This is a genomic window from Pseudorhodoplanes sp. (assembly GCA_032027085.1).
Classification (GTDB): Bacteria; Pseudomonadota; Alphaproteobacteria; order Rhizobiales; family Xanthobacteraceae; genus Pseudorhodoplanes.
In genome coordinates, this window is the sequence record JAVSMS010000001.1 from 337,708 (window position 1) to 360,256 (window position 22,549).

General features: G+C 59.9%; 21 protein-coding genes and 1 pseudogene. 4 read left to right on the plus strand and 18 right to left on the minus strand.

Annotated elements, in window-relative coordinates:
• Positions 1–8: 8 nt before the first annotated feature.
• The 4 genes from RO009_01705 (at position 9) to RO009_01720 (ending at position 3,445) form a co-directional block, all read left to right on the plus strand.
• A complete protein-coding gene (locus tag RO009_01705; protein ID MDT3683742.1) occupies positions 9–764 on the plus strand; it encodes a metallophosphoesterase in 756 nt (251 codons plus the stop codon).
• The gene (locus RO009_01710; GenBank protein MDT3683743.1) at positions 761–2,371 is read left to right on the plus strand and encodes an AAA family ATPase; all 1,611 of its coding nucleotides are present in this window, start codon (positions 761–763) and stop codon (positions 2,369–2,371) included. Before RO009_01705 ends, RO009_01710 begins: the two co-directional genes overlap by 4 nt.
• 231 nt (positions 2,372–2,602) lie before the next feature.
• Complete coding sequence (locus tag RO009_01715) at positions 2,603–2,866, plus strand: hypothetical protein (protein MDT3683744.1); 264 nt, start codon at positions 2,603–2,605, stop codon at positions 2,864–2,866.
• 90 nt (positions 2,867–2,956) lie between these two features.
• Complete coding sequence (locus RO009_01720) at positions 2,957–3,445, plus strand: antitoxin Xre/MbcA/ParS toxin-binding domain-containing protein (GenBank protein MDT3683745.1); 489 nt, start codon at positions 2,957–2,959, stop codon at positions 3,443–3,445.
• A gap of 271 nt (positions 3,446–3,716) precedes the next feature.
• Here RO009_01720 and RO009_01725 read toward each other — a convergent pair.
• The 18 genes and pseudogenes from RO009_01725 to RO009_01810 all read right to left on the minus strand — a co-directional run bounded on the left by RO009_01725 (position 3,717) and on the right by RO009_01810 (position 22,440).
• Positions 3,717–4,034 (minus strand): annotated as a pseudogene (locus tag RO009_01725) (metal-sulfur cluster assembly factor).
• Positions 4,035–4,295: 261 nt separating this feature from the next.
• Positions 4,296–4,484, minus strand: coding sequence for a hypothetical protein (locus tag RO009_01730; GenBank protein MDT3683746.1), 189 nt, complete (start codon positions 4,482–4,484; stop codon positions 4,296–4,298).
• Between the two features lie 49 nt (positions 4,485–4,533).
• Positions 4,534–5,700, minus strand: a complete 1,167-nt coding sequence (locus RO009_01735; GenBank protein MDT3683747.1) for an acetyl-CoA acetyltransferase — start codon at positions 5,698–5,700, stop codon at positions 4,534–4,536.
• 39 nt (positions 5,701–5,739) lie between these two features.
• Positions 5,740–6,612, minus strand: a complete 873-nt coding sequence (locus RO009_01740; GenBank protein MDT3683748.1) for an amidohydrolase family protein — start codon at positions 6,610–6,612, stop codon at positions 5,740–5,742.
• An 81-nt stretch (positions 6,613–6,693) separates the two neighbouring features.
• Positions 6,694–7,449, minus strand: a complete 756-nt coding sequence (locus RO009_01745; GenBank protein MDT3683749.1) for a 3-oxoacyl-ACP reductase family protein — start codon at positions 7,447–7,449, stop codon at positions 6,694–6,696.
• 15 nt (positions 7,450–7,464) lie between these two features.
• Entirely contained in the window at positions 7,465–8,322 is an 858-nt protein-coding gene (locus tag RO009_01750; GenBank protein ID MDT3683750.1) for a 3-hydroxyacyl-CoA dehydrogenase family protein, read from the minus strand.
• 407 nt (positions 8,323–8,729) lie between these two features.
• Positions 8,730–11,042 carry a 4-hydroxybenzoyl-CoA reductase subunit alpha gene (gene hcrA / locus RO009_01755; GenBank protein ID MDT3683751.1) on the minus strand — a complete coding sequence of 771 codons (2,313 nt, stop codon included), beginning with the start codon at positions 11,040–11,042 and terminating at the stop codon, positions 8,730–8,732.
• 95 nt (positions 11,043–11,137) lie between these two features.
• Positions 11,138–11,905, minus strand: coding sequence for an enoyl-CoA hydratase-related protein (locus RO009_01760; protein ID MDT3683752.1), 768 nt, complete (start codon positions 11,903–11,905; stop codon positions 11,138–11,140).
• A 49-nt stretch (positions 11,906–11,954) separates the two neighbouring features.
• Positions 11,955–12,587 (minus strand): TetR family transcriptional regulator, encoded by a 633-nt coding sequence (locus RO009_01765; GenBank protein MDT3683753.1) that lies wholly within the window; start codon positions 12,585–12,587, stop codon positions 11,955–11,957.
• 179 nt (positions 12,588–12,766) lie between these two features.
• The gene (locus RO009_01770) at positions 12,767–14,002 is read right to left on the minus strand and encodes an acetyl-CoA hydrolase/transferase C-terminal domain-containing protein (protein ID MDT3683754.1); all 1,236 of its coding nucleotides are present in this window, start codon (positions 14,000–14,002) and stop codon (positions 12,767–12,769) included.
• 134 nt (positions 14,003–14,136) lie between these two features.
• Positions 14,137–15,327, minus strand: coding sequence for an ABC transporter substrate-binding protein (locus tag RO009_01775; protein ID MDT3683755.1), 1,191 nt, complete (start codon positions 15,325–15,327; stop codon positions 14,137–14,139).
• A 304-nt stretch (positions 15,328–15,631) separates the two neighbouring features.
• On the minus strand, positions 15,632–16,492 hold the full coding sequence (locus tag RO009_01780) for a MaoC/PaaZ C-terminal domain-containing protein (GenBank protein MDT3683756.1): 861 nt from the start codon (positions 16,490–16,492) through the stop codon (positions 15,632–15,634).
• Between the two features lie 7 nt (positions 16,493–16,499).
• Positions 16,500–17,702, minus strand: a complete 1,203-nt coding sequence (locus RO009_01785; protein ID MDT3683757.1) for an acetyl-CoA acetyltransferase — start codon at positions 17,700–17,702, stop codon at positions 16,500–16,502.
• A gap of 21 nt (positions 17,703–17,723) precedes the next feature.
• Positions 17,724–19,166, minus strand: coding sequence for an OB-fold domain-containing protein (locus RO009_01790; protein ID MDT3683758.1), 1,443 nt, complete (start codon positions 19,164–19,166; stop codon positions 17,724–17,726).
• The gene (locus RO009_01795) at positions 19,163–20,047 is read right to left on the minus strand and encodes a crotonase/enoyl-CoA hydratase family protein (GenBank protein MDT3683759.1); all 885 of its coding nucleotides are present in this window, start codon (positions 20,045–20,047) and stop codon (positions 19,163–19,165) included. Before RO009_01795 ends, RO009_01790 begins: the two co-directional genes overlap by 4 nt.
• Positions 19,975–21,027 (minus strand): acyl-CoA dehydrogenase family protein, encoded by a 1,053-nt coding sequence (locus tag RO009_01800; GenBank protein ID MDT3683760.1) that lies wholly within the window; start codon positions 21,025–21,027, stop codon positions 19,975–19,977. The genes RO009_01795 and RO009_01800 overlap by 73 nt, the downstream gene beginning before the upstream one ends.
• Entirely contained in the window at positions 21,024–22,172 is a 1,149-nt protein-coding gene (locus tag RO009_01805) for an acyl-CoA dehydrogenase family protein (GenBank protein ID MDT3683761.1), read from the minus strand. The genes RO009_01800 and RO009_01805 overlap by 4 nt, the downstream gene beginning before the upstream one ends.
• A 7-nt stretch (positions 22,173–22,179) precedes the next feature.
• On the minus strand, positions 22,180–22,440 hold the full coding sequence (locus RO009_01810) for a hypothetical protein (protein ID MDT3683762.1): 261 nt from the start codon (positions 22,438–22,440) through the stop codon (positions 22,180–22,182).
• Positions 22,441–22,549: the final 109 nt, after the last annotated feature.

Here is a 22,549-nt window from a genome sequence, read left to right on the forward strand (position 1 = left end):
TCCAGTACATGTCCGATCTGCACCTTGAGCACAGCAAGGGCCGCGTCCCCGCGGTTGCCGACGGCGTGGATTGTGTGGTGATCGCCGGCGACACGTCGGTGCCGCTGCAGTCCTCGCTGATCGAGATCCGGCGCGCGATCGACAAGTCATTGCCGGTCGTCACCGTCGCCGGTAACCACGAGTTTTACCGGACCGAGATGCCGGCCGAGCTCGAACAGGCTCGCCTGCTCGCGAAGCAGCTTGGCATCCATCTGCTCGAGAATGACTCAGTCGTGATCGGAGGTGTCAGGTTCGTCGGCGCAAGCTTGTGGACCGACTACGCGCTGTTTGGCGAAGCCGTTCGTCCACTTGCGATGCGCGAGGCGCGCGATCGCATGAACGACCACAAGCTCATCAAGTGGCAGAAGCAGCCCTGGCTGCGGTTCCGGCCGGACGAGGCGCTGCATCTGCACCGGCTGTCATGCGCGTTTGTCGAGCGCACGCTGGCTGACGGCTTCGATGGTCCAAGCGTCGTGGTCACTCACCACGCGCCGCATCCGGACTCGCTTTACGACAACTGGCGCAGCAGCTACCTCAGCGCGGCTTACGCCAGCGATCTGACCGACCTGATCGCGCGCCTGCAGCCAGATGTCTGGATCCATGGCCATATCCACCGGCGGCTCGACTACCCGATCGGGCGCACTCGGGTCCTGAGCAACCCCTGCGGCTATCCGGGCGAGGCGACGGGCTTTGATCCCGCGCTCAGCGTGGAGGTCGGGTCATGAGCCGCAAGACCACATCCGGCAAGACCGAGGCTGGCAAGGCTGGTGGCAACGCCGATGACACGCTCATCCTGCCCGATTCCACCGAGGATCTCGCCGATCAGGGCGCCGCGCGCGACGCCGTCGAGATCGACGAACTGGCGCAGCTGCCGCGCATCCTGCGCTATGCCGTGCGCGGAACGCGCTCGATGACCGACGCGCGGCTGCGGCTCTTCGCCGAGATCATGACCGCGGCCCCCGACCTGCCGGGAGCTGCGACCTGGATGGATGATGCGGACTTAACGAGCGCAATCGGCCTCGCCGAGGCGCTCGACCGTCTGGCGGTCCGCAAAGACACGCCGGATTTCAGGAGCCTTGCCGACAGCCTGCGCCTCCTCACCCTGCCGATGCCAGCGGCCGGGCGGTTGCCGCCCGGCTATGTGCGCACGGCAAAGAGCCTGCTGCGCGCTGCGAAGGAGAATGACGACAGGCATGTGCGGACCGAACCCCTCGAGGTCGCGGTCATCATCGAGCAGGTCACCCATGGCTGGGCGGCCTTGCCGCTTTTGAAGGACAAGGTCCCTGATCACTACTCGCACCTCGCCCTTCATGGCGCGGATTTTATCGGCAGCCACATGGCCGACCGGCGCGCCGCCAAGGTCAGGCGGGACGTGGAGCGCAAATACGAGGACGAACGTAACGAGAAGAAGAACGACGACAACAAGGCGAATAGTGGGGCGGACGCGCCGGAGCCCGAAATCCCGCCCGGTCACGTGATGGTCTGCCGGATCGAGGAGGCGGCGCTCAACAACCCAAAACTGAAGGAGATCGTCCGCCCGCTCAAGCATGCGCTCGACGAACCGCTGCCGCTCGTGCCGGTGCCGCCGTTGCATGAAGTGCGCGGCAGGCTGCTGTTCGAATTCCCCTACGCAGAGAAGGTGATCGACTTTGTGCTCGGCGATCTCGTCGGCCGGCAGACGATCAGGCTGCGGCCGCTGATCCTTGTCGGAGAGCCGGGCGGCGGCAAATCGCGATTCGTCCGCCGGCTCGGCGACATCCTCGGGCTTGGCACCTGGCGCACCGACGCCTCCCGCAGTGACGGCAACGCCTTCGCCGGGACCGACAAGCGCTGGTACACCGCCGAGCCCTGCCATCCCTTCCTTGCCATCGCGAAGGCAAGGCACGCCAATCCGCTGGTGCTGATCGACGAGATCGAGAAGGCCGGCACCCGCAGCGACTACGGCCGCTTCTGGGATTGCCTCCTCGGCTTCCTCGAGCCGGAAACCGCGAGCCGCTATCCGGACCCTGCGCTGCAGGCCAATCTCGACCTCACTCACGTCAGCTATGTCGCGACCGCAAACTCCCTCGATCCCATTCCCTCGCCTCTGCGCGACAGATTCAGGATCGTGGAATTCCCCAAACCGCGACCACAGGACATGGACGCGCTGCTGCCGGCCATTCTCGCCGACATCGCGGCCGAGCGCGGGCTCGACGTCCGATGGATCACCCCGCTCGCCGGATGGGAGCGGGACCTTATCACGGAACGGTGGAACGGCGGCTCAGTGCGCAGATTGCGCCGACTCATCGAGGTACTTCTGCGCGCCCGGGAGCGGGATGACCTGAAGCACTGAACGGTGCGACGGCCGGCGCGCAACGAACGCGACACCCGGCCGGGCACCAATCCAAATTGAATCCAGGAGCAACCGTAATGGCCCAGGGTCCCCCCCTTCAATCATCGACGAGGTCTCGCAATCGGCTGGGCGTGCACCACGCCGGGTGTTTCCACCGGTCCGGCGAACGGGCGCCGTTTCGGCGTGCGGATGAAAACGATCAGGTAATCAAGATAACGAATGAGGCTAATGATGCTGCGAATCAAGATTGAGCTCGTGCCTGGTGGCTTCGAGGAGTTCGCGCGCGAGATCGCACGCGCAGAGGTTGGCAATGTGTCAAACCTTGCCGACCTGTCAGACTATTCCGTGCGTGTCCGTGAGGGCGATAACAAGCTTGCGGGCACGCGGGCGTGGGAGCGAACCGGAAAGATCTTCAACCACGACCGGAGGGCGAGCGTATGGCACCTGGTCGAGAAGATTGCAAAGTGGGCGACGGTAGAAGCGGAACGATCGTGATTGCACCCATCCAGATTCTCTTCGATTGCCTTTCACTTACTGCGCGCCATTGGGCCGGGCGGCGCCGACCGCAAGTGCTGGAGGAGGCTCTTGTCCGCGCTGCCGAAAACCTCGCCGATAGCAACGACCGAATTCGTGAGATACCGAATGGTGCAACCGTTTCATCCCATTATTGATGAGGTCTTGCAGCCCGCTGACCTGTCCGATGCGAGCGTGCGCGAACGGCTGAGCCCGGTTGCGATTCATGCATTTTTCGCAGTCATGCAAAGATGGAAGATCGGCGACGATGATGCTCGGGCGCTGTTGGGCAACATCGCCAGAGAGGACTACGACGGGCTCAGGAATCAGCCACAGCCGATACTGGATGCCGACACCCTGACCCGCATCTCGTACCTCGTCGGCATCTACAAGGCGCTGAACATTCTCTACTCGGATAACCTCGCCGATGAATGGATCCGATTTCCAAACCAAAATCCAATCTTTAATGGCCAAAGCCCCCTCGCTTACATGATCAAAGGTGAATTGCCGGCGATGCAGACGGTCCGGCGACTGCTCGATGCGGTTAGAGAAGGTGCTTAAGCCCGGATCGGACAATTCACTAATGCTCTGCCTTGGCGCGGCTCCAGCAAACGGTGCGCACGTTATGCTACCATCCGAGTTTGGCTAACATCGGGATGAGACAAAGTGGCCGACTTTTCTTGCTTAACTATCTTCGCGAAAGCTGACGACGGGATATTGCCGTGTCCGGTGATGAACCAACGCACACGCGGCGTTCGGGCCGCCGCAAATAGAAGATTAGATTGCAGTCCCTCTCGGATCGCCACGACCGGCGTGAGGAAAGCCACCAGGCTCACCATCTTCCCCCATCGCGTATTCCCAAATGCGCTTTGGCTTCCGAGCTCATGATCCCCGGCGTCCAGCGGGGCTCGTAGGTGAGGTTATGTGGACGAACTCGACCCCCGGCACCTCGCCGGCCGTATCGCCTACACCCTGTTCAGATAGTTCGTCGCCGGGCATCCCTGCGTCGTGGTGGTCATGGTGATACGGACAGTGCCGTACTCTTCCATGACCACACATCATAGACGAGGCCAAGATCGACGATGTTGCAGCCAAGTTCCGGATCGATCACCCGGCGCAGCGCATCTCTGATGCGTTCGACCCGTTGAATGGATGCGCCGCTCGTTGAGTGCGACGCCGAAGCCGCCGCCTCCGATACGCGTAGCGACTTCAAAGCCACCGACGAAGGCACGGAAGATAGCCGCTGGGCTAGCACCGGCCTCGGCTCCGACTGCATAGCTTACGGCGAAGATAGGTCCGCTCAGATGCGCAATCGAACGCACATGCGTATCGAAGTCTAGGCAATGGGCCATCAAACCATTGACTAACGCCGCCGGCGCGGCGCCGGCGTAGCCGTTGAGAAGAATGTGGCCTAACCGGCGCTCTGCCATTTGTCGACGACTCGCTTGAGCGCCTTAACCGGCTCCTGATCACCAGCGCCAATGGCAACGCCAAACCAGTCTACAATTGCGAACCGCGCGGCATTCACCACATCGTTTGGCAGCTCGCGCTGCATCAACGACTGAGAGAACTTTGTGACCGCATCGGCGTTCCTGAGCATGAGCTTCTCCGAAATAACCGTCCTAGCCTTGCTCGGAGCGGAGGCGGGGCTACTTGACCCGCTCCAGAACGCTGACGTAATTCGCGACCGCGGCACCGCCCATATTGAAGATGCCGCCCAGCTTCGCGTTCTTGACCTGGATGTCGCCGGCCTTGCCCAGAAGTTGCGCCGCCGTCAGCGCGTGCATGGACACGCCGGTCGCGCCGATTGGGTGGCCTTTGGCTTTCAGGCCGCCGGAGGGATTGACCGGCAGCTTGCCATCTTTCTGGGTCCAGCCTTCGGCGATCGCACGCGCACCCTGACCTTCCGGCGTCAGGCCCATCGCTTCGTATTCGATCAGTTCAGCGATGGTGAAACAGTCGTGTGTCTCGACAAATGAGAGGTCGGTCAGCGCGATGCCGGCCTGAGCCAGCGCCTGCTGCCAGGCGAGCGTACAGCCTTCGAATTTGAGGATGTCGCGCTTGGCCATCGGCAGGAAATCCTGCACATGTGCGGCGGCACGGAATACCACCGCCTTGTTGAGCTGCAGGGCGGTCTCGACATCAGCGAGCACAACAGCCGCGGCGCCATCCGAGACCAGCGAACAATCGGTGCGCTTCAATGGCCCGGCGACGAAAGGATTCTTTTCGCTCTCGGTACGGCAGAAATCGAAGCCGAAATCCTTGCGCATCTGCGCATAAGGGTTGCCGACGCCGTTCTTGTGATTCTTGGCCGCGATCATTGCCAATGCATCCGACTGATCGCCATATTTCTGAAAATAGAGCCCGGCGATCTTGCCGAAGATGCCGGCAAAGCCGCCCTCGATATTGGCCTCGTCCTTCACATACGACGCCTTGAGGAGATTCCTGCCGACCTCCGCCGACGGCGTGCGCGTCATCTGCTCGACACCGACCACGAGCACAATGCGCGCGCTCTTCGCGGCGATCGTCTTCAGCCCCTGATGCACCGCTGCGGAACCGGTGGCGCAGGCATTCTCTACCCGGGTTGCCCGCTTGAATCGCAGATCGGGCGAGGCCTGCAGCACCAGCGAGGCGGTGAAATCCTGCGGCGAGAAGCCTGCGTTGAAATGCCCCAGCACGATCTCGTCCACGTCGCACGGCGCGATGCCGGCATCGGCCAGCGCATCGGTGGCGACCCGAACGATCAGGCTTTCGACGCTCTCAGCGTCCAGATTGCCGAACGGGCTATGCGCATAGCCCACAATGCAGGCGGTCAAATCGATATCCCCGCTTGAAAAAGGCGTCTGAAGATCGGGCTAATTCAGCTTCAGGACCTTCCTGGCGTTATCGCGCAGGAGCTTGCGCTTGATCTGCGGTTTTAGATTCAGCTCGTCGATCTGGGAAAGGATGTGGCTGTGAGTGAAGGCAGTCGGGCCGTTGGTGCCCCAGATCGCCTTATCTTGGCCGCGAGTCTTGATGAACTGCAGCAGGTTCTCACTCCAGAACCGCGGCATGTGAGCGTCCATGCCGATGTAGACATTGTCGTGTTTCCAAGCCATGGCAATCATCTCCTCGGTCCATGGCCAACCCGTGTGCGTGCCGACAATGACGAGGCCGGGAAAATCGAGGGCGATGTCGTCAAGGAAGATGGGACGGGCATGCTCGCTGGGCATGGACTCTGCCGAATGCCCGACCTGCATCGAGACCGGAACTCCCAGCTCCTCGCACTTGGCATAGAAGGGGTAGAGCCTGCGATGATTTATGGGGATATTGAAACCGTATACGTGCAGATACGCGGCTCTGAAGCCAAAATCTTTGATCGCCCGCTCCATTTCGCGCACCCCATCCATTCCTCGGAGAGGATTGATACCTGCGAAACCGACAAAGCGATCCGGATGGGCTTTGATCACCTCCGCGACCTCTTCGGTCTTGACGTCGACGATCATCCGGTCCTCGCGGTACGACTTCATAATGAACTGCACGATGCAGTGCTTCTCGACGCCTGCCTGATCCATCAATGCCACCATCTCGTCCGGCGTCCATCCCTTGCGGATGATATCTTCGAACTTCCACCACCTGGCGAGCTTGGTGAGCTCGTTGCTGCTCAGCCAATATTTCTCGAAATAGCCTTTGGTGAACATATATCCCATAAAGTCGATGGCGGTTATTTTTTCATTCTGATCACTCATGAAGGCCCCTTTTAAGATTTGTTTCGATTATATCGTAGATATATGGCGCATAAGTGCTCTCAGGCGATGCGACACGCGTCCTTAGAGCCCATACATGCCTCCATCGATGTAGTGGACCTGACCGTGGACGTAGTGGCCTTCCTCGGAGGCAAGATAGACGAAGAGGGGCGCGACGGTTTCAGGTCTGGCGAAGCGGCGCATTAGGATGCGATTCAATGAAGCTTCGCGAAACTTCTCGTTCGTTCGGATGGTCTCGGTCATTGCCGTCTCGACAATGCCTGGGCAGATGGCGTTGACATTGATGTCGTAGCGGGCCAGCTCTTTGGCGCAGCTTTTCATCAATCCCAAGAGCCCGCCCTTCGCGGCTCCGTAGTTGCACTGTCCCAGTGTGCCTTCGGAACCGGCGACGGACGAAACAAACAGGATCGAGCCGCCACCCTTTTCCTTCATGTACCGGCGCACAGCCTCGCGCGTACAGAGAAAGGCGCCGGTTAGGTGGGAATTGAGCACCAGAGACCATTTCTCCAGCGTCATCTCGGTGAGCATAGCCGGCGCCGAGGCTCCAGCTCCGTTGACCAAGATGTCGATCCCGCCGAAGGTCTCCAGGGTTTTCTCCATCAGGGCGACCACTTGCTCTTCGTCCGCCACGTCGCATTGGACGAAGAGAGCGTCGCGCCTCATGGCCTTAATGCTGATGAGGGTGTCGGCAACTTCCGGGTGCTCGGCAATGTCGGAGATAACGATGGATGCGCCCTCGCGGGCATAGGCCAGGGCGACAGCGCGGCCGATCCCGCGGCCGGAACCCGAGATCACCGCAGTCTTATCCTTCAGGCGCATGCCGCGAACCTCCAGTTACCGCTTCTCGGCATAGGTGTAGAAGCCCTTGCCAACCTTTTGCCCCAGGCGGCCGGCGGCGACCATTTGGCGAAGCAGCGGCGAGGGCATGAACCGCGACCCCATCTTCGCGGTCATGTCCTCGAGGATCATCAGGATGGTTTCTAGGCCGATCAGATCCGCAAGCCGCAACGGCCCCATTGGCCAGTTGAAGCCGTGCTCGCAGGCCGCGTCGATGTCCTCTGGTTTGCTCACGCCCTCATAAAGCGCGTGAATGCCTTCGTTGATCATCTGAATACCGACCCGGCTGGAGACGAAGCCGGGGTAGTCTTTGCACGGCACCGGCACCTTGCCGGCCTTGGCCAGGAACTTAATCACCGTCTCGGTCACCTCGGGACTGGTGTAATAGCCATTGACGATCTCAACCAGGCGCATGACGACCGGCGGGTGATGGAAATGGGTGCCGATGGTGCGCTCGGGATGCTTAGTCTTGTTGGTCACCTCGGTGATTGGCAGCGCCGATGTCGTGGTGGCGAGAATGACATTCTCGCCCATGATCGCATCCAGCTCGGTGGCAATCTTGCGCTTGACGTCGATGTTCTCAATGGCGGCCTCGACGCACATATCCACACCGGCGGCTGCGTCATAGCTGTCGACCAGGGCAAGCCGTGCTTCGATGTCTGCCGCCTTCGCCGCCTCGAGCTTGCCTTTCTGGACCGATCGGGCGAGCGACTCCTTGATCTTGGCAAGCCCCCGCTCGGCCGCCGGCCGCGACACGTCATACATGTAAACTTGGGCTCCGCCGGTCGCGCAAACCTGGGCAATTCCATGCCCCATCTGCCCGCAGCCGACGACCAGAACCTTGTTGATCTCCACCGTGCAACTCCGTCTTTCTAGAGTGGGATGAAATACGAGCGATCGTTTTTATTATAGCGAGACCACCACCCAGGTCAATAGCAACAACGGCTGCATGAGCGTGATCTGCCGCGTGCATGTGACCTTGGTGGTGGTCGGCCGGCGCCGGCCATGTGGGGCTGCGAGAGAGACAAGAAGTCATCGCGCTCTAACGCGAGGAACGTCTCCGCCGCGCGGACTACGGCATCGCCGCCCATCCGGGCAAAGCCGCCCGCCAGGCTCCCATCGCCGCCGGATGAATTTGCGGGCAACTTCTGGCGATGCCGTGATCAATCGCCTGGCTCAATCGACGCGGCGCCGAAGTCTCCCGTCGAAATCTTTTGAGCTCTCCGCGACAACAAAGATATCCGGATGCGCAACCTAAATGTTCAATGCCTTGGGGGTCTCTTCAGCTCCAACGCCATCAGAACCCGGTCCGGCGAAAATGGCGTCTCATGCAGCCGGATTCCGACGGCGTCATAGATGGCGTTGCCCACCGCTGCAATGGCGCTGGCCAGAGCGCCCTCGCTCGCCTCTTTCGCACCGAAGGGGCCGTTGGGGTCGATGCTCTCGATAATCTTGAGGCTGATGGGGGGGGATTCGACGATCGTGGGAACTCGGTAATCGAGCACGTTGGCATGCAACGGTAGGCCATTATGGTAGCGGGCCTCCTCGCTCAGCGCCTGGCCCAAGCCCATCCAGACCTGACCCTCGATTTGTCCCTCTACCGCAAGCGGATTGATGGCAAAGCCGCAATCCAGCGCAGTCCATAGCTGTTCAACGGTTACGATGCCCGTGTCGCGGTCTACATGAACCTGCGCGACGGTCGCACCGAAGGAATAAGCCATGGAGGGGCCGACCGCCGAGCCACGGAATTTGACCGTGCCCTGGTATTTGTCCGGTACCGTGAAAGTGCCCTTGACGGTGATGGTCCCGCGGTTGACGAGCGCTTTGGCAACCACGTCCTTAAACGGAATGCCGGGATCCTGGCTGCCAGCAGTCCGATATACATCGCCCAGGCAGACGATGTCGTCCGGCGGACAACATAGCCCGTCGGCGGCCGCCTGGACCAGGATCTCCTTTAGCTTTTTGGCAGCATCGATGGCGGCATTGCCGCACATGAACGAGATCCGCGATGAAAACGCGCCGGTGTCCTTGGGCGCGATGGTACTGTCCGTCTCGCAGACCCTGATGCGATTGCACTCTATACCAAGCACGTGGGCGACGGTCTGGACGATCAACGTGCTTGAGCCTTGGCCGATATCGGGAGCGCCGGTCAGGATTGTGATCCCGCCGTCAAAGTCGAGTCTGAGTTCAACAACGGCATGCGGCTCCCCCGTACGATGAATGGGCGAGGCCGCGCCGCTGAGCATATGCGAGCAGGCCATTCCCAGGCCGCGACCGCTGGGCAGCTTACCCCGGCGCTCCGACCAGCCCGACGTCTTCTCAACCCAGTCCAGGCATTTGCCGAGGCCACAAGAATTGATTTTGACACCAGTGATCGTCTCGCAGGGGACGTCGAGCAAATTCCGCCGCCGCACCTGGAACGGGTCCAATTTCAGCTTCTCAGCCATCTCGTCAAACAGCGTCTCGAATCCGAACCGACTGGTAACGGTGCCGTGGCCGCGCATGGGGCCGCATGCGGGCGTGTTGGTGAAATAGCGACGCCCATTGAAACGCAAAGTCGGCAATTGATAGAGGTTGCTCAGGCCGGCACCGGCATAGAGAATGGTGATAATGCCGTAACTAGGATAGGCTCCGCCCGCCTGCACGGCATTGGCCTCGCAGGCCTGTATGGCACCGTCCTTGGCCAATCCCAGCTTGAGATGGATCTGCGATCGGGGGCGGCCGCGGTGGCTGAGGAAACATTCCTCGCGGGTCTGCGTGATGCGAACCCTGCCTCCCGCCGCCCGTGCTAGAAGTGCCGCGATAATCTCAAAATTGAGAGCCTCGGCTCTGGCACCGAAACCGCCGCCAACAAAAGGCTTGATCACGCGAACCTGTGAGGAATCTAGCTTCAGACACTGGGCCAGCATTCGGTGGAGATAATAGGGGACTTGCGTCGGCGACCAGATGGTCAGTTGCCCGCGGTCGTGATCGAAGTCAGCCAGAGCTGCATTGAGTTCAATCTGCATATGATTGACTTCGGCGCTATTGAACGTGCCCTCCATGACAAGGTGGGAGCGGGCGAATCCTTCCTTGACATCGCCCAGTTCGTAACTCTGCTCCCGTAGCACATTGCCTGGATATCTATCATGGATGGCGATCGCGCCCGACGCTCCGGCCTCTTCAAAGGTAAAGTAGGCAGGCAGTTCCTCCGCTTGCACCTCGATCAAATGCAGCGCGCGTTCCGCAATTTCAGCGTCTGTCGCCGCCACGGCGGCGATGGGGTCGCCCCGGTAACGCACTCGCCCACGGGCGAGTGGATATTCATCTTCCGCGATGGGCAGGACCCCGAACGGCCGGTCGCAGTCGTCACCCGTGATGACGGCGGCCACGCCGGGCAGGGCGCGCGCCTTGCTGGTATCGACAGATAGGATGTTGGCGTGCGACCAAGGGCTTCTCAAGATGCGTCCGATAAGAGTGTCACCGGCTTCTAAATCGGCCGTGTATTTGGCGCGACCGGTCACTTTCTCGATGCCGTCGATCAAGGGAGTACGCTTGCCTACGGCCTCATTTGGGCGGGTGAATGAGGAAATCATGCTGGTGCACCTCCCACGGGACGAAGTTGAAGCATTTTCTGCCGCACTACCTAACCTCTCGGATTGCCCATGAGCCGATCGACCATCGCTGCGGATTATGATGCCTTTCCGGCCCGCTTGAAGGATTTGGGTCCGGCTAACGCGCTGCCTTCCTCGTAGCAGGCCTTGGAGGCTTCATACTCCGCCTCGAAAGCAGCATCGTCATAGGCCCAGTCGTCGAGCACCCGCTTCGACTGGCGAACCGCCAGCGGTTGATGAGCGGCAATGACATGGGCCACGGCAAGAGCCTCGGGCATGAGCTGCTTCGGCTCGTAAACGTGATTGTAGATGCCTAGCCGGTGCACCTCGTCGGCCTCAAGGGTTCGGCCGGTCAACATGATCTCCTTGGCGACGCCCAAGCCGACAAGATTGCGAATTCGCTGGTGGGCGCCGGCGGCAGGGATCATGCCCCAGCGAATCTCGGGATGCCCAAAGCGGGCGTTATGAGAAGCCAATCGGATGTCGCAGGCCAAGGCCAACTCGGCCCCCCCGCCCAGTGCAATGCCGTTTACGGCCGCAATGACAGGCGTCGAGATGGCGCGGAAAACATCATAGCAGGGCTTCACAGCGGCGCGCCGGCTCTCCATCACCTCTTCCTCGGTCATGGCGGCGCGCTCCTTCAGGTCCACTCCGGCGCAAAAAGCCCGATCGCCCGCACCGGTCAGCACAACTACCCGCACCTCACCGTCCTGGTCGCACGCCTCGATCTCGCGCTTTATTGCAAGCATCAATTCGCAATTCAGCGCATTCATCTCATTCGGCCTGTTCAAGGTCAGCAAGGCGACATGGCCGTTCAATTCTTTTAGGATGATGTTTTCCGTCACGTCAGTCGCTGCCTTCCGTTGCTCGATTCCGGGAAAAGAACTCTCTTATTCAATCCAAGCCGTGAAAAACGAATTGAAGGATCTGATCGCAAATCTCATCGCATGACATCTTCCCATCCCGGCGATACCAGACATAGAACCCGTTTATCATCGCTAGGATACTGAACGCCGCGACCTTATCGTTTATATTTCTCCGCCCCCTTTTCTTGGCAATTTGTGCCAGTACATCCTCGAATTCGTGCACGATATCCAAGTGCTGTCGATTGATGATGTTGCGCTTTTTGGTGGGAAGGTAATGCGACTCATTGCGGAAGATTGCGATCTCCTTCACCATACTTGGATGTGATACCAAGCGAACCATCGCGGTAATCATCGCTTTTAGGCAGGCTTCCGGATCACCGTTATGCTGTCTTATCTCGGCCAGCAGGCGCAGGGTTTTCTCGCCGGTCCGGCGGGTGACCGTGAACAGAACATCTTCTTTGTCGGCAAAGTGATTGTAGATAACGGAGCTGCTCTTACCTACCTTACTGATAAGATGTCTTATCGAGGTATCCGCAAAACCTTTCTCGTGAAACAAGTCTATCGCCTTTGAGAGAATATGGTCTCTTGTCTCGATACCCTTCTTATATTTATTGTCATTATTGATACCGCCGTCATATTCGTCCAAATTCAACGTCGGCATGTGGGCTGACGGGCTGCGTTTCGTAGCAGAAGTAGTTCTCGCGTTTTTCATCGGGGCCGTTGCGCCTTTTTTCGGATTTGCATTTCAAAATTGCTCCAACAATATTTTGAGACTCTGTCAATCACGGAATTTGCCATTGGAAGCCTAATTCGGTCGGCATGGAAGGCAAATGGGTTCGTTCAGCAACCAAGATGCGCCCTCCGCAATGGCCTCCAGGCCTGTTTGAGCATCTCGCGAAACCGCGGCGCGGCGACAGCGATCAGGGCTTCGGCTCGTTCGTCGACGGACTTGTATCTTAGGTCTGCGGTCCCGTACTCCGTGACCACGAAGTCCACATCGACACGAAGCGTGGTCGCTGTTTGACCCGGCTGAAGCGCTGGAACGATGCGTGAGGTCGTGCCTCCTTTTCCTTTGGCGCTCAGGGCAACGATGGAGCGCCCGCCGGGAGACTCGCGCGCGCCGCGCATGAAATCAACGAGACCGCCAACACCGCTGACCTGGCGACCATTCAGGTTCTCGCCGTTGACTTGGCCAAACAGATCTACTTCGATTGCCGAGTTGACGGCAACGAAGTTCTCAATTTGAGCGAGCACGTTAATATTATGGGTGTAGTCGACTGGCCGGAACAGAATGTGGGGAGTGCGGCCCACGAAATCGTACAGGCGATTGGTTCCCAAAGCGACGCCCGTGACCACCTTGCCGTGGTCGATAGACTTGCGCGCGCCGGTGACTACGCCGGATTCCATGAGCTCGATAATGGGGTCGGAAATCATCCCCGAATGGATACCGAGGTCTCGTTTGCCGCCAAGTGCGCGCAATACCGCGGTCGGAACTTTGCCGATTCCGGTTTCGATGACATCCCCGTCGTTTATCAAGGCGGCGACGGCTGCGCCGATCACGGCAAGCTCCTCGGACGCCGCTGACTGATCGAATGCGATCAGGGGGTGATCGGTGCGCACGGCGATGTCGATGCGATCAAAAGGAATCGTTGGGCTGCCTGGCGGCGGCGGCATCGATTGATTGACTTCAGCCACCACCACCGATCCGGTCTTTTCCAAGATGCCAGGGACGAAGTCTACCGAAACACCAAGGCTGCATCGCCCCCGTTCGTCTGGCGGCGCCACCTGGATCAGCGCCATGTCTATGCCCGCGACGTCGCGAAAGTAAAACGGAATCCGCGAGTAATGTAGCGGCACGAAACGCGCCTTTCCGCTCGCCACGGAACCGCTGTTTTCCGGAGTGATGAAAAAATATGTCGCTGACGCGCGAGCGCTTAGCGTGGTGGGATCGCTTCGATTAACGCCGGGCAAGAACATGCCGGTGAAGTGAACGCCGTCACAGGCATTGCTTGCACCGGCAAGTGTGGACAACAGATCAGTCGGTTCTGATGCGCCGCCTTGGACAAAAACCGTCATTCCTGGTTTCAGGAAGCTGGGAAAATCCTGGAGCTCTATGGTCGCGGGCATCGCAGAAGCGCCCATTGTCCGAGGTGGGTCGCTGGCGGGATTGCGCGTTGCCGATGCAGCAACGTATCAATCCCGCCGACGAATCATTTCTTTTTATTCAATACTTTCCACGGGTCCTTGATCGCCTCGTACGTACGGTACTCGACATTGACCAGCTTACCGTCGATTTTTTTGGTTTCGCGAAGGTACATGTTCTGTACAATATCCCTGGTTTGCGGATCGATGTAGACCGGACCGCGGGGACTATTGGACTTCCAGGTTTTCCAAGCGGCGATGGTGGCGTCTGCCCCCATGGCTCCACTGGTCTTGTCGATCGCATAGTAAATGGCATCCATGCCGTCCCATGCACCCAGGGCCAGAAAGCCAGGCAGGGCGTCGGCGCCATACGCCTTCTTCCATTCCTTGACGAAGGCCTGGTTGGCGGCGCGGTCGGAGCCCGCCGAATAGTGCCACATCGTGATCAGACCGAGCACGGAATCGCCCAAGTTGGGCAACTCGTTTTCGTCGGTGATGTCGCCATCGGCCAGAAGCTTGATCCCCGCTTCACGAAGACCGAGCGTATGCAGGGTCGTGAAGAAAGCGCTCGAATACTTCCCTGTCGGCACAAATACGTAGAGACCGTCAGGTCTCGTGTCCTTGATGCGTTGCAGGAAAGGAGTGAAGTCGGGGATATTTGGAAATGTCAAAGGAACGTCGAGGACGACTTTGCCGCCGGCCGCGGTGAAGCTGGCTTTGAATGCTTCCACTGCGTCTATGCCCGAAGCGTAGTTGGCATAGGCGACGGCGGCGTTCTTGATCCCAAATTCCTTGAACGCCAACTCGCCCAAGGGATAGCCAACCTGCCACAAGGTAAGGGATGTGCGCGCCACATATGGCGACTTCGTCGTGAGCATGCTCGATGCCGCGTTCATGATCATCAGCGGCACTTTGGCCTCGTTGACAACGTCCATTATGGCAAGCGCGTTGTTCGAGTAGACCACGCCGGCCAGAATATCCACCTTGTCCCGAATGACCAATTCCTGCGCCAATCGCTTCGCAATGTCCGGCTTGGGGCCGGTGGCATCGCGTCTGATGATTTCAATCGTGTGCCCTCCTGGAACCTTGGGGTGGGTTTTCAGGTAAAGCCGGACGGCGCGGTCCATCTGTTCACCGAGGTCCGCGTTGGGACCGGAGAATGGCAGGATTAGGCCGACCTTGATGGTCCTTGCCTGAACCGGAGCGGCTACAAAAATGATGGCTAGAAAGATACCAATTATCGAATAACGCATTCGCATGTCTTCCTCCCTCCTTGTCGGTTGATTCCGGGCACGGACTTCAATTTATGTTGTCTGGTACCTCGACGTGCGTTCAGCTCCCGCGCCCAGGGAGGTCGTTCGCAAAACTGACGAAGCTCAAAACAGTTCGTTTTTGGTCACTCTGCAAAAACGAGCGACCGTTTTTAGAATATCGAGCGCGTCGCCACTCGTCAAGGACGGGGTATTCGGCATGCTTTGGAAGGCGAAAGCGGAATGACTTTTGATCGAGTCGATATACACGGCTTCGTGCCTGGCATCCCGATCGTGGACGCGCTGCGCTCGCCTATGCCCGCAGTTCGGCGCGACCGTTGTTGATCGCGATCACGCCACGCTCCGCCGCCCGCGCGCGGAAACTTATCACGCTGCCGTCGCGCCAGATTTCGGTGTGGATGGTGTCGCCGGGAAAGACCGGCGCTGAATAGCGGCCGGCGATGGCGGCCAGCAGCGTCGGGTCATAGCCGCAGACCGATTTGAGCAGGGCATGACCGGCGACGCCGAACGTGGCCAGGCCGTGCAGAATCGGGCGCGGGAAACCTGCCGTATGGGCCACCGCCGGATCGGCGTGGAGAGGGTTCCGGTCGCCGCTCAGGCGATAGATCAAGGCTGCTTCCGGCCGCGTCGGCAATTCGCAGACCAGGTCGGGCAATCGCGCCGGGATCATGTGCGGCGGCGGGCTCTCGCGCGGCGGCCCGCCGAAGCCGCCGTCGCCGCGGCAGAAGGTCGTCTGCGTGACGGTGGCGATGAGCGCGCCGCTCGCCTTGTCGCTGATCTTGCGCTCGGTATAGACCAGCGCTCCCTTTCCTGCGCCCTTGTCTACAACTTCAACAACGCGGGTGCGGCCGATCACAGTCCCGTGCGAGCCGGGCAGCTGATGCAGCGTGATGCCCTGCTCGCCGTTGACGAGCCTAACCCAGTCGATTCCGGTGTCGAGATCGCGGATCCAGAAGCCCGGAAAAGCGAGCGTTGTGACGAAGGTCGGCAGCGGCTTGAGGCTCTTCTCGTAAACGAAAGCGAGCTCATCGGGATTGAGCGGATCATGCCCGAGTCCGACGCCGAGCGCGTAGAGGATCATATCCTTGTCGGTATAGCTGTGCTCAACGTCTGGAATCTTCAGTGCCAGAAGTCTATCGTAATTTATTGGCACGTTCCGCTCACCCTCCATATCTTCCGATGATGCTCACGCTTGAAATGTTCTGATGTGGAAAGCCCCCAAGATTGTGCGTCAATCCGATCCGTGGCTCTTGCAGCTGCCGCTCACCGCAGCGGCCCAGGAGTTGGGAATACATTTCATACAGCATCCGAAGTCCCGAAGCCCCTATCGGATGCCCGAAGCACTTCAGCCCTCCGTCAATTTGGCAGGGAATTTGTCCATCCGCATCGAAGGCACCGTCGAGCATGCGGCGCCAAGCGGTCCCCGGCTCGGCCAGCTGCAAATCCTCAAGCGTGACGATCTCCGTGATCGAAAAGCAGTCGTGGACTTCCAGCATGGATATCTCTTGGGTAGGATTCTTGATGTTCGCCTCTTCGTATGCCCGTCGGGCCGCCACTCGGGTGGTGGCCACATAGCTCCCGTCCCAATTACTATAAGACGCCTCTTCCCCGTTGGAGACCGCCAGCTGTAGCGCCTTCACGGAAATGAGATTGGTCTTGCCCAGCTCCCGCGCGATGTTTGGCGTCGTCACGATCGCGCAGGCGGCGCCGTCCGAAACGCCGCAGCAGTCGTAGAGCCCGATTGGTTCCGCGACCATGGGCGCCTCAACTGCCGTTTTCATGTCGATCCGCCGCCTGAGATGGGCGCGCGGATTCTTCAGTCCGTTGTCATGGCTTTTTACCGAAGTCTTGGCCATGGCCTGCTTGAGATCATGCCGCGCGATGCGATATCGCGCTTCATAGGCCGAAGCCAGTTGGGCAAAGCTTCCGGGCGCAGACGAGTTCGCAAAATATAGAGCGTTGGTCACCCCGCGAGCCCGCTGGGGTAGCCCGCCAAAGCCGATGTCCTTGAGCTTTTCCACGCCGATTGCAAGCGCAATCTCGACCGCGCCCGAGGCCACGGCATAAACGGCGCCACGGAATGCTTCCGTACCGCTCGCACAAAGGTTCTCGACTCGCGTTACCGGAATAAAAGGAAGACGAAGCGCGGTGGCTAACGGGATGCTGGATTTCCCGGCGTGGTACTCCTCAAGCGCCGTGGAATACCACGCAGCATCGATATTCGAGGTTTCGATGCCGGCATCCGCGAGGCACTCCCGATAAGCCTCCAAAGCTAGCCCCGCAGGCTCCATATCCCAGCGTTCGCCGAAACGAGAGCAACCCATTCCGAGAATAACGACTTTATCCTTGATGCTACCGGCCATGACTGGGAATTCCTCGAGCGCCTATGCGTCAGGTACTGCTTTCCAAAAATATTTTGCGAAGCTACGAACCTTGTCGTATTCTTTGATGCGGAATACCATGCGAACGGGTGCGCCGACCTCTAGCTCACCGTCCTCTGTATCGGTAAAGTCCACCATCAGTCGTCCGCCGCCCTCGAACGCCACCATACCGAAACGCTGAGGCGGATCAGGGCAGTAGATGAGATTGTCCGAAGTCCAGCTCTGTACGCGGGCGCGGATGTCGCGGAAGCTATAAGGTTCCTGCGTTCCATCGGCCCGGCAGTTCGGATTGACGCATATTTCGCTTCTTGGATATTGCGCTGTTCCACATCGGCTACAGCGTCCCCCGACGAGCGCCGTTATCATCTGCCTGTTGCGGTACAAGGCGCTCAAGGACGTAGACCGATCGGTCTCGGCCCTCAGACCATGATCCAGAACCATCAACTGATTGAAAGCCAGGTGCCGGGTGTAGTTGGTGTCCTGCGTCCGGCGCGCAAGGCAGCCCTTGACGCCGAGGTGCGGAAGCGCGCGCTTTATAGCGTCCGTCGTGCGAAAGGCCAATGCGTCGCAGCCCTGCCCCCAGCCCAAGAGAACAATGGTGCGATCCGGCTCGGCCTGCTGCAGCAAGTCCGCCAGCATCAGAAGTGAATGCGCTGTCCCACAGTCTCCCACCTGGGTGTCGAGGCAATCGTGCAGCGCCTCCTCGCCCACCCCAATGGCCCGGGTCAATTGCGTTGCCACGCTGCGGGCGGCCGGGACGATCAGGTGATGCACGTCGCCGGGCTTCAGACCGGTCGACGCAAACAATGCCTTAACCGCACGCGGCATAATCTCGCGGTAGCCCTCGTCTCTGATCCAGCGCTCCTCCCAGCCATAATCGAAAACCATTTCGTTGGTGCGGTAGTGATCCACGAAATCCTCGGCCACCTGCCCGCAGCCGATATATTCGGCGACCACGCCTTCGCTGCCCAAGACGATAGCCGCGGCGCCATCGCCATACTGCAGTTCCTGGACCGAGCCACCTTTGGTACGGCGCTTGTCCGACGCGACACATAGGATCCGTTGCGGGGCACCCTTTAACATCTTGAGAGCCCCGACCAGCCCGGATGTTCCCGAACGCAGGCAGGATGCGACGTCCAGGGCGAGCGCATCTTCTGGCAGCATCAAGGCCGCGCGGAGAATTCCAACATTTAGGCGGTCCTGAAATGGCAGCGAAGTCGAGCATAGAAAGATCGCACCGAGATCATCCACCGCGCCGCCGTTCAGGCCGTCGCGGGTTGCCTCGACGGCCATGGTGAGCGCGTCCTCGTCCCAATTGCAAACGGCGCGTTCCCCCTTCGCCATGGAAGCAAACGCAGGATTGAACCACTTGTTCGCTTCAACGATGCTGCGGCGGCTCAGCCTTCTCCTCGGGATATAAGCGCCAAATCCAGTGATTCCGATCATGGTCTTGCCTCTCCCCCGACGGTTGGGATCCAAGGTTTCGCCGCAACGGCTTTCTCATGCGCTTCGCTGTGATGCGCCAGCGCTTGAAACGCGGCCGACACGTCCAGGGCCGTTTGCAATGAAGTCTGTTGAGCTTGGCGGATGAGCTTTTTTGCCATGCGCAGTGCTGAGGGAGGGTTGGCCGCGATACGGCCGGCCAGGTCGAGAGCAGCCGCCATCAATTCGGCCGGTGGAACGACCTTCTGCACCAAGCCGCAAGCCAGGGCATCCCTCGCCGATACTGCCTCGCCGGTGAAGGTCATCTCGCAGGCCTTCGGCAGTCCGACAATACGTTGCAACAGCCACGCTCCGCCGTCGCCCGGAATGAGGCCCAGCCTTACGAAGCTCTCGGCGAAGGTGGCCGCCTCGGAGCCGATACGCAGATCGCACATGCAGGCCAGGTCGCAGCCCGCGCCGACCGCGGGCCCATTGACCGCGGCAATGGTCGGCACCTCGAGATAATAGAGCGCGAGAGGAACCCGCTGGACGTTCTGACGATAATTATCGCGCACCTGCATCGGCGAGCCCGCGAACAGGCCCTGCCGCGCCCTCATGTCCTTGACATTCCCACCGGCACAAAAAGCCGAGCCCGCCCCCGTCAAAACGACAGCGGCACAGTCCGAGTCAGCATCGATGCTCGCACAGACGTCGACGAACTCGTGGAAATGCGCCGCTTCGGTTAGCGCGTTTCGCTGTTCCGGCCGCATCATGGTCAAGATCGTGATCCGGTCGCGTTTTTCCACCTTAAGAAAAGACATCCGGAAATCTCCTAGTGCTCCGTTAGGAGTGGCCAAGCGCCGTTGGCCGCCTCCAACACTTGCCGCCCAAGCAAGGACGCCCATTCCCGTTCGCCACCGAACTCGCCGCGCCAGGCCCAGGCGCGCCGGGTCAGGTGCTGCAAATGATGTTCGCGGGTAAAGCCGAGCGCGCCCAGCAGCTGGTGCGCGATGGACGTAACCGCGCCGACAGCGGCATAGGCGCGCACCTTTGCGACCGCGACTTCAAACGTGCTGTCGCCTCGATCTGTCGCGATGAAGGCCGCCTCGGCGGCAACCCGGGTGGCAGCCACTTCCTCAGCCATCACCGCCAAGCTGTGCTGTACCACCTGGAATCGCGCCAGCGGCCTGCCAAATTGCTTCCGCTCGTTCACGTGCCGAACGGTATCTTGAAGGATCGCTTCAAAGGCGCCGGACAATTGCCCCGTCCGCGCCAGAGCTCCCAGCGTCCTTGCGCAGTCGCTGCCCGATTTTCCACCGATGGGCGCCGCATCAACTTGAATGCCGTCAAACATCAACCGATCGCGCGGCTCACCGGCGAGATTGTGGCCGGCAATCACCTTAATGCCGGCCGTCGGAGCCACGATTCGGTAGGGCTTCTCATCGTGGATTGCGTTCAAGACGACGTAGTCGGCCAAGCTGCCCCAAGGGATCCCCCACACGATGCCGCTCAAGCGCCAGCTGCCGCCGTCACGAAATAACTTGAGCCGGTCCGCCGGATTTCCCGGTTGAAGACTCAGCACTCCATCCGGAACCGGGATTTTCGCACGCGCAAGCAGGGTCGACGCGACAATGGTCTCCGCCAATGGAATGGGCGCGCAATTCCTGCCGGCGGCCCGGATGACCGGATACGTCTCCCGCCAACCAAGACCGATACCGCCTTTGTTCTCGGGCACCACCGATGCTGTGAGGCCAGCATCAACCGCGGCATCCCATAATTCCTTGGGCCATCGACCGTCAGCGGCGGCGTTCAGGACAGTGCGATCCACCTTCTCCCCGAACAGGCGTTGAGCCATTGCGTCGATCTGAGAGCGCATGTCGCTCATCGCACCTCGAGTCTCTGCGCCACGATCCCGCGCAGAATTTCGCGGGCGCCGCCACGCAGGGAATAAGCCGGCGCCATCGCGATGATGTAAGCTAGAACCTTTTGCAGGTCGTTCTGCGCATCAACGCTGGGGACGATTTCCAGGAGACGCTGCGCGACCTCGGGCAAAAGCTGCTCAAAGCGAGCCCCCAAGTCCTTCACGATCGCAGCCTCGATGGACGGGTTCCTGCCTAAATCGAGCATGCCGGCGACGGAAATGGACATGCGCCGCAGGGTGCTCAACTCGCTCACCAGCCGGCCGATCTCTATTGTCTCTTCTTCAGTCGCTTTGCCGGACAATTCGCGGATCATCAGGAACAGTACCTGAATGCTGCTCATGAACCGTTCCGGCCCGCTGCGTTCGTAGGCCAGTTCGGCCATGGCCTGCTGCCAGCCCTCTCCCAACTGCCCAACGAGGCTCTCCTGGGGCAAAAAGAGATTGTCAAAGAAAACTTCGTTGAAGTGGACCTCCCCCGTCAGGTCTTCGATGGGGCGGACGTTGATGCCCGGCCAGGTCATATCAATGAGGAATTGGGACAACCCAGAATGGCGGTTCTCCGTGGGCAATTCAGTCCGCAACAAAGCGATCATGTAGTCTGCGCGGTGGGCATTCGTGGTCCACAGCTTGCTTCCATTGACGGACCAGCCACCCCTGACCGGGAGCGCCCGCGTCCGAATGGCTGCGAGGTCGGACCCTGCGTCAGGCTCGCTCAAGCCTACCGCGAACACTAGTTCGCCGCGGGCAATTCTGGGCAAGATTTCCTGGCACTGCCGTTCGGTTCCGAATCTCAGGAGCTGCGGACCACTCTGCCGGTCGCCAAACCAATGGGCAGCGACCGGCGCGCCGGCCGCCAGCATTTCTTCCAGCACGACATAACGCTCAAGCCCGCTGCGTCCAGCACCTCCATACTTGTTTGGCCAGGTCATCCCAATCCATCCCCGGGCACCGACGAGGCGGCTAAACTCCCGGTCAAAGCCGACCCACGATTGCGCCCGCTGAATTGGCGTGGCATTCCGCAGCCAATCATCAAGAAATGCCCGAACCTCTCGTCGTAACGAAATGACTGCGGCTGGAAACTCACATGGATCAAAAAAAAATTCCTGCATATATCCGTCACTTCCTCGGACGGACAAAAACTGCTTTGGATTCCATCAACCCCTTCTTGCAACCGTTGCACTCGGCACTGAGGCAATCGAGCTTGAGAGGCGCCAGACAAACTTCAAATCCGAGCTCTGCATAGAAGTAGATCAATTGGGGGAGCTTGGACTGATCGGCGTTGCAGCGCCACTCCCAGCCCTGCTTCACCAACTCCGATTCGACGGGTATGCGGCAACCCAAAAACGTGCCGCCGAGCTCTCGTCCATCCCCCGTCACCGGACCCTCCCGCGATATCAAATCGACTATCCTTGAAATTACATTTCCAGTCGCCACCGACGGAAAACCGCGGTGATTTCATCCCTTCCTTCGAATCCGCTGCCGGATA

Bases quoted from the DNA above. Each gene is read 5' to 3' on its own strand.
- RO009_01785 (MDT3683757.1), bottom strand. From the start codon at position 17,702: ATGGCCGGTAGCATCAAGGATAAAGTCGTTATTCTCGGAATGGGTTGC.
- RO009_01795 (MDT3683759.1), bottom strand. From the start codon at position 20,047: ATGGGCGTCCTTGCTTGGGCGGCAAGTGTTGGAGGCGGCCAACGGCGC.
- RO009_01800 (MDT3683760.1), bottom strand. From the start codon at position 21,027: ATGAGCGACATGCGCTCTCAGATCGACGCAATGGCTCAACGCCTGTTC.
- RO009_01745 (MDT3683749.1), bottom strand. From the start codon at position 7,449: ATGCGCCTGAAGGATAAGACTGCGGTGATCTCGGGTTCCGGCCGCGGG.
- RO009_01765 (MDT3683753.1), bottom strand. From the start codon at position 12,587: ATGCCGACGTTGAATTTGGACGAATATGACGGCGGTATCAATAATGAC.
- RO009_01730 (MDT3683746.1), bottom strand. From the start codon at position 4,484: ATGCTCAGGAACGCCGATGCGGTCACAAAGTTCTCTCAGTCGTTGATG.
- RO009_01775 (MDT3683755.1), bottom strand. From the start codon at position 15,327: ATGCGAATGCGTTATTCGATAATTGGTATCTTTCTAGCCATCATTTTT.
- RO009_01715 (MDT3683744.1), top strand. From the start codon at position 2,603: ATGCTGCGAATCAAGATTGAGCTCGTGCCTGGTGGCTTCGAGGAGTTC.
- RO009_01710 (MDT3683743.1), top strand. From the start codon at position 761: ATGAGCCGCAAGACCACATCCGGCAAGACCGAGGCTGGCAAGGCTGGT.
- hcrA (MDT3683751.1), bottom strand. From the start codon at position 11,042: ATGATTTCCTCATTCACCCGCCCAAATGAGGCCGTAGGCAAGCGTACT.
- RO009_01805 (MDT3683761.1), bottom strand. From the start codon at position 22,172: ATGCAGGAATTTTTTTTTGATCCATGTGAGTTTCCAGCCGCAGTCATT.
- RO009_01790 (MDT3683758.1), bottom strand. From the start codon at position 19,166: ATGATCGGAATCACTGGATTTGGCGCTTATATCCCGAGGAGAAGGCTG.
- RO009_01705 (MDT3683742.1), top strand. From the start codon at position 9: ATGTCCGATCTGCACCTTGAGCACAGCAAGGGCCGCGTCCCCGCGGTT.
- RO009_01740 (MDT3683748.1), bottom strand. From the start codon at position 6,612: ATGAGTGATCAGAATGAAAAAATAACCGCCATCGACTTTATGGGATAT.
- RO009_01770 (MDT3683754.1), bottom strand. From the start codon at position 14,002: ATGACGGTTTTTGTCCAAGGCGGCGCATCAGAACCGACTGATCTGTTG.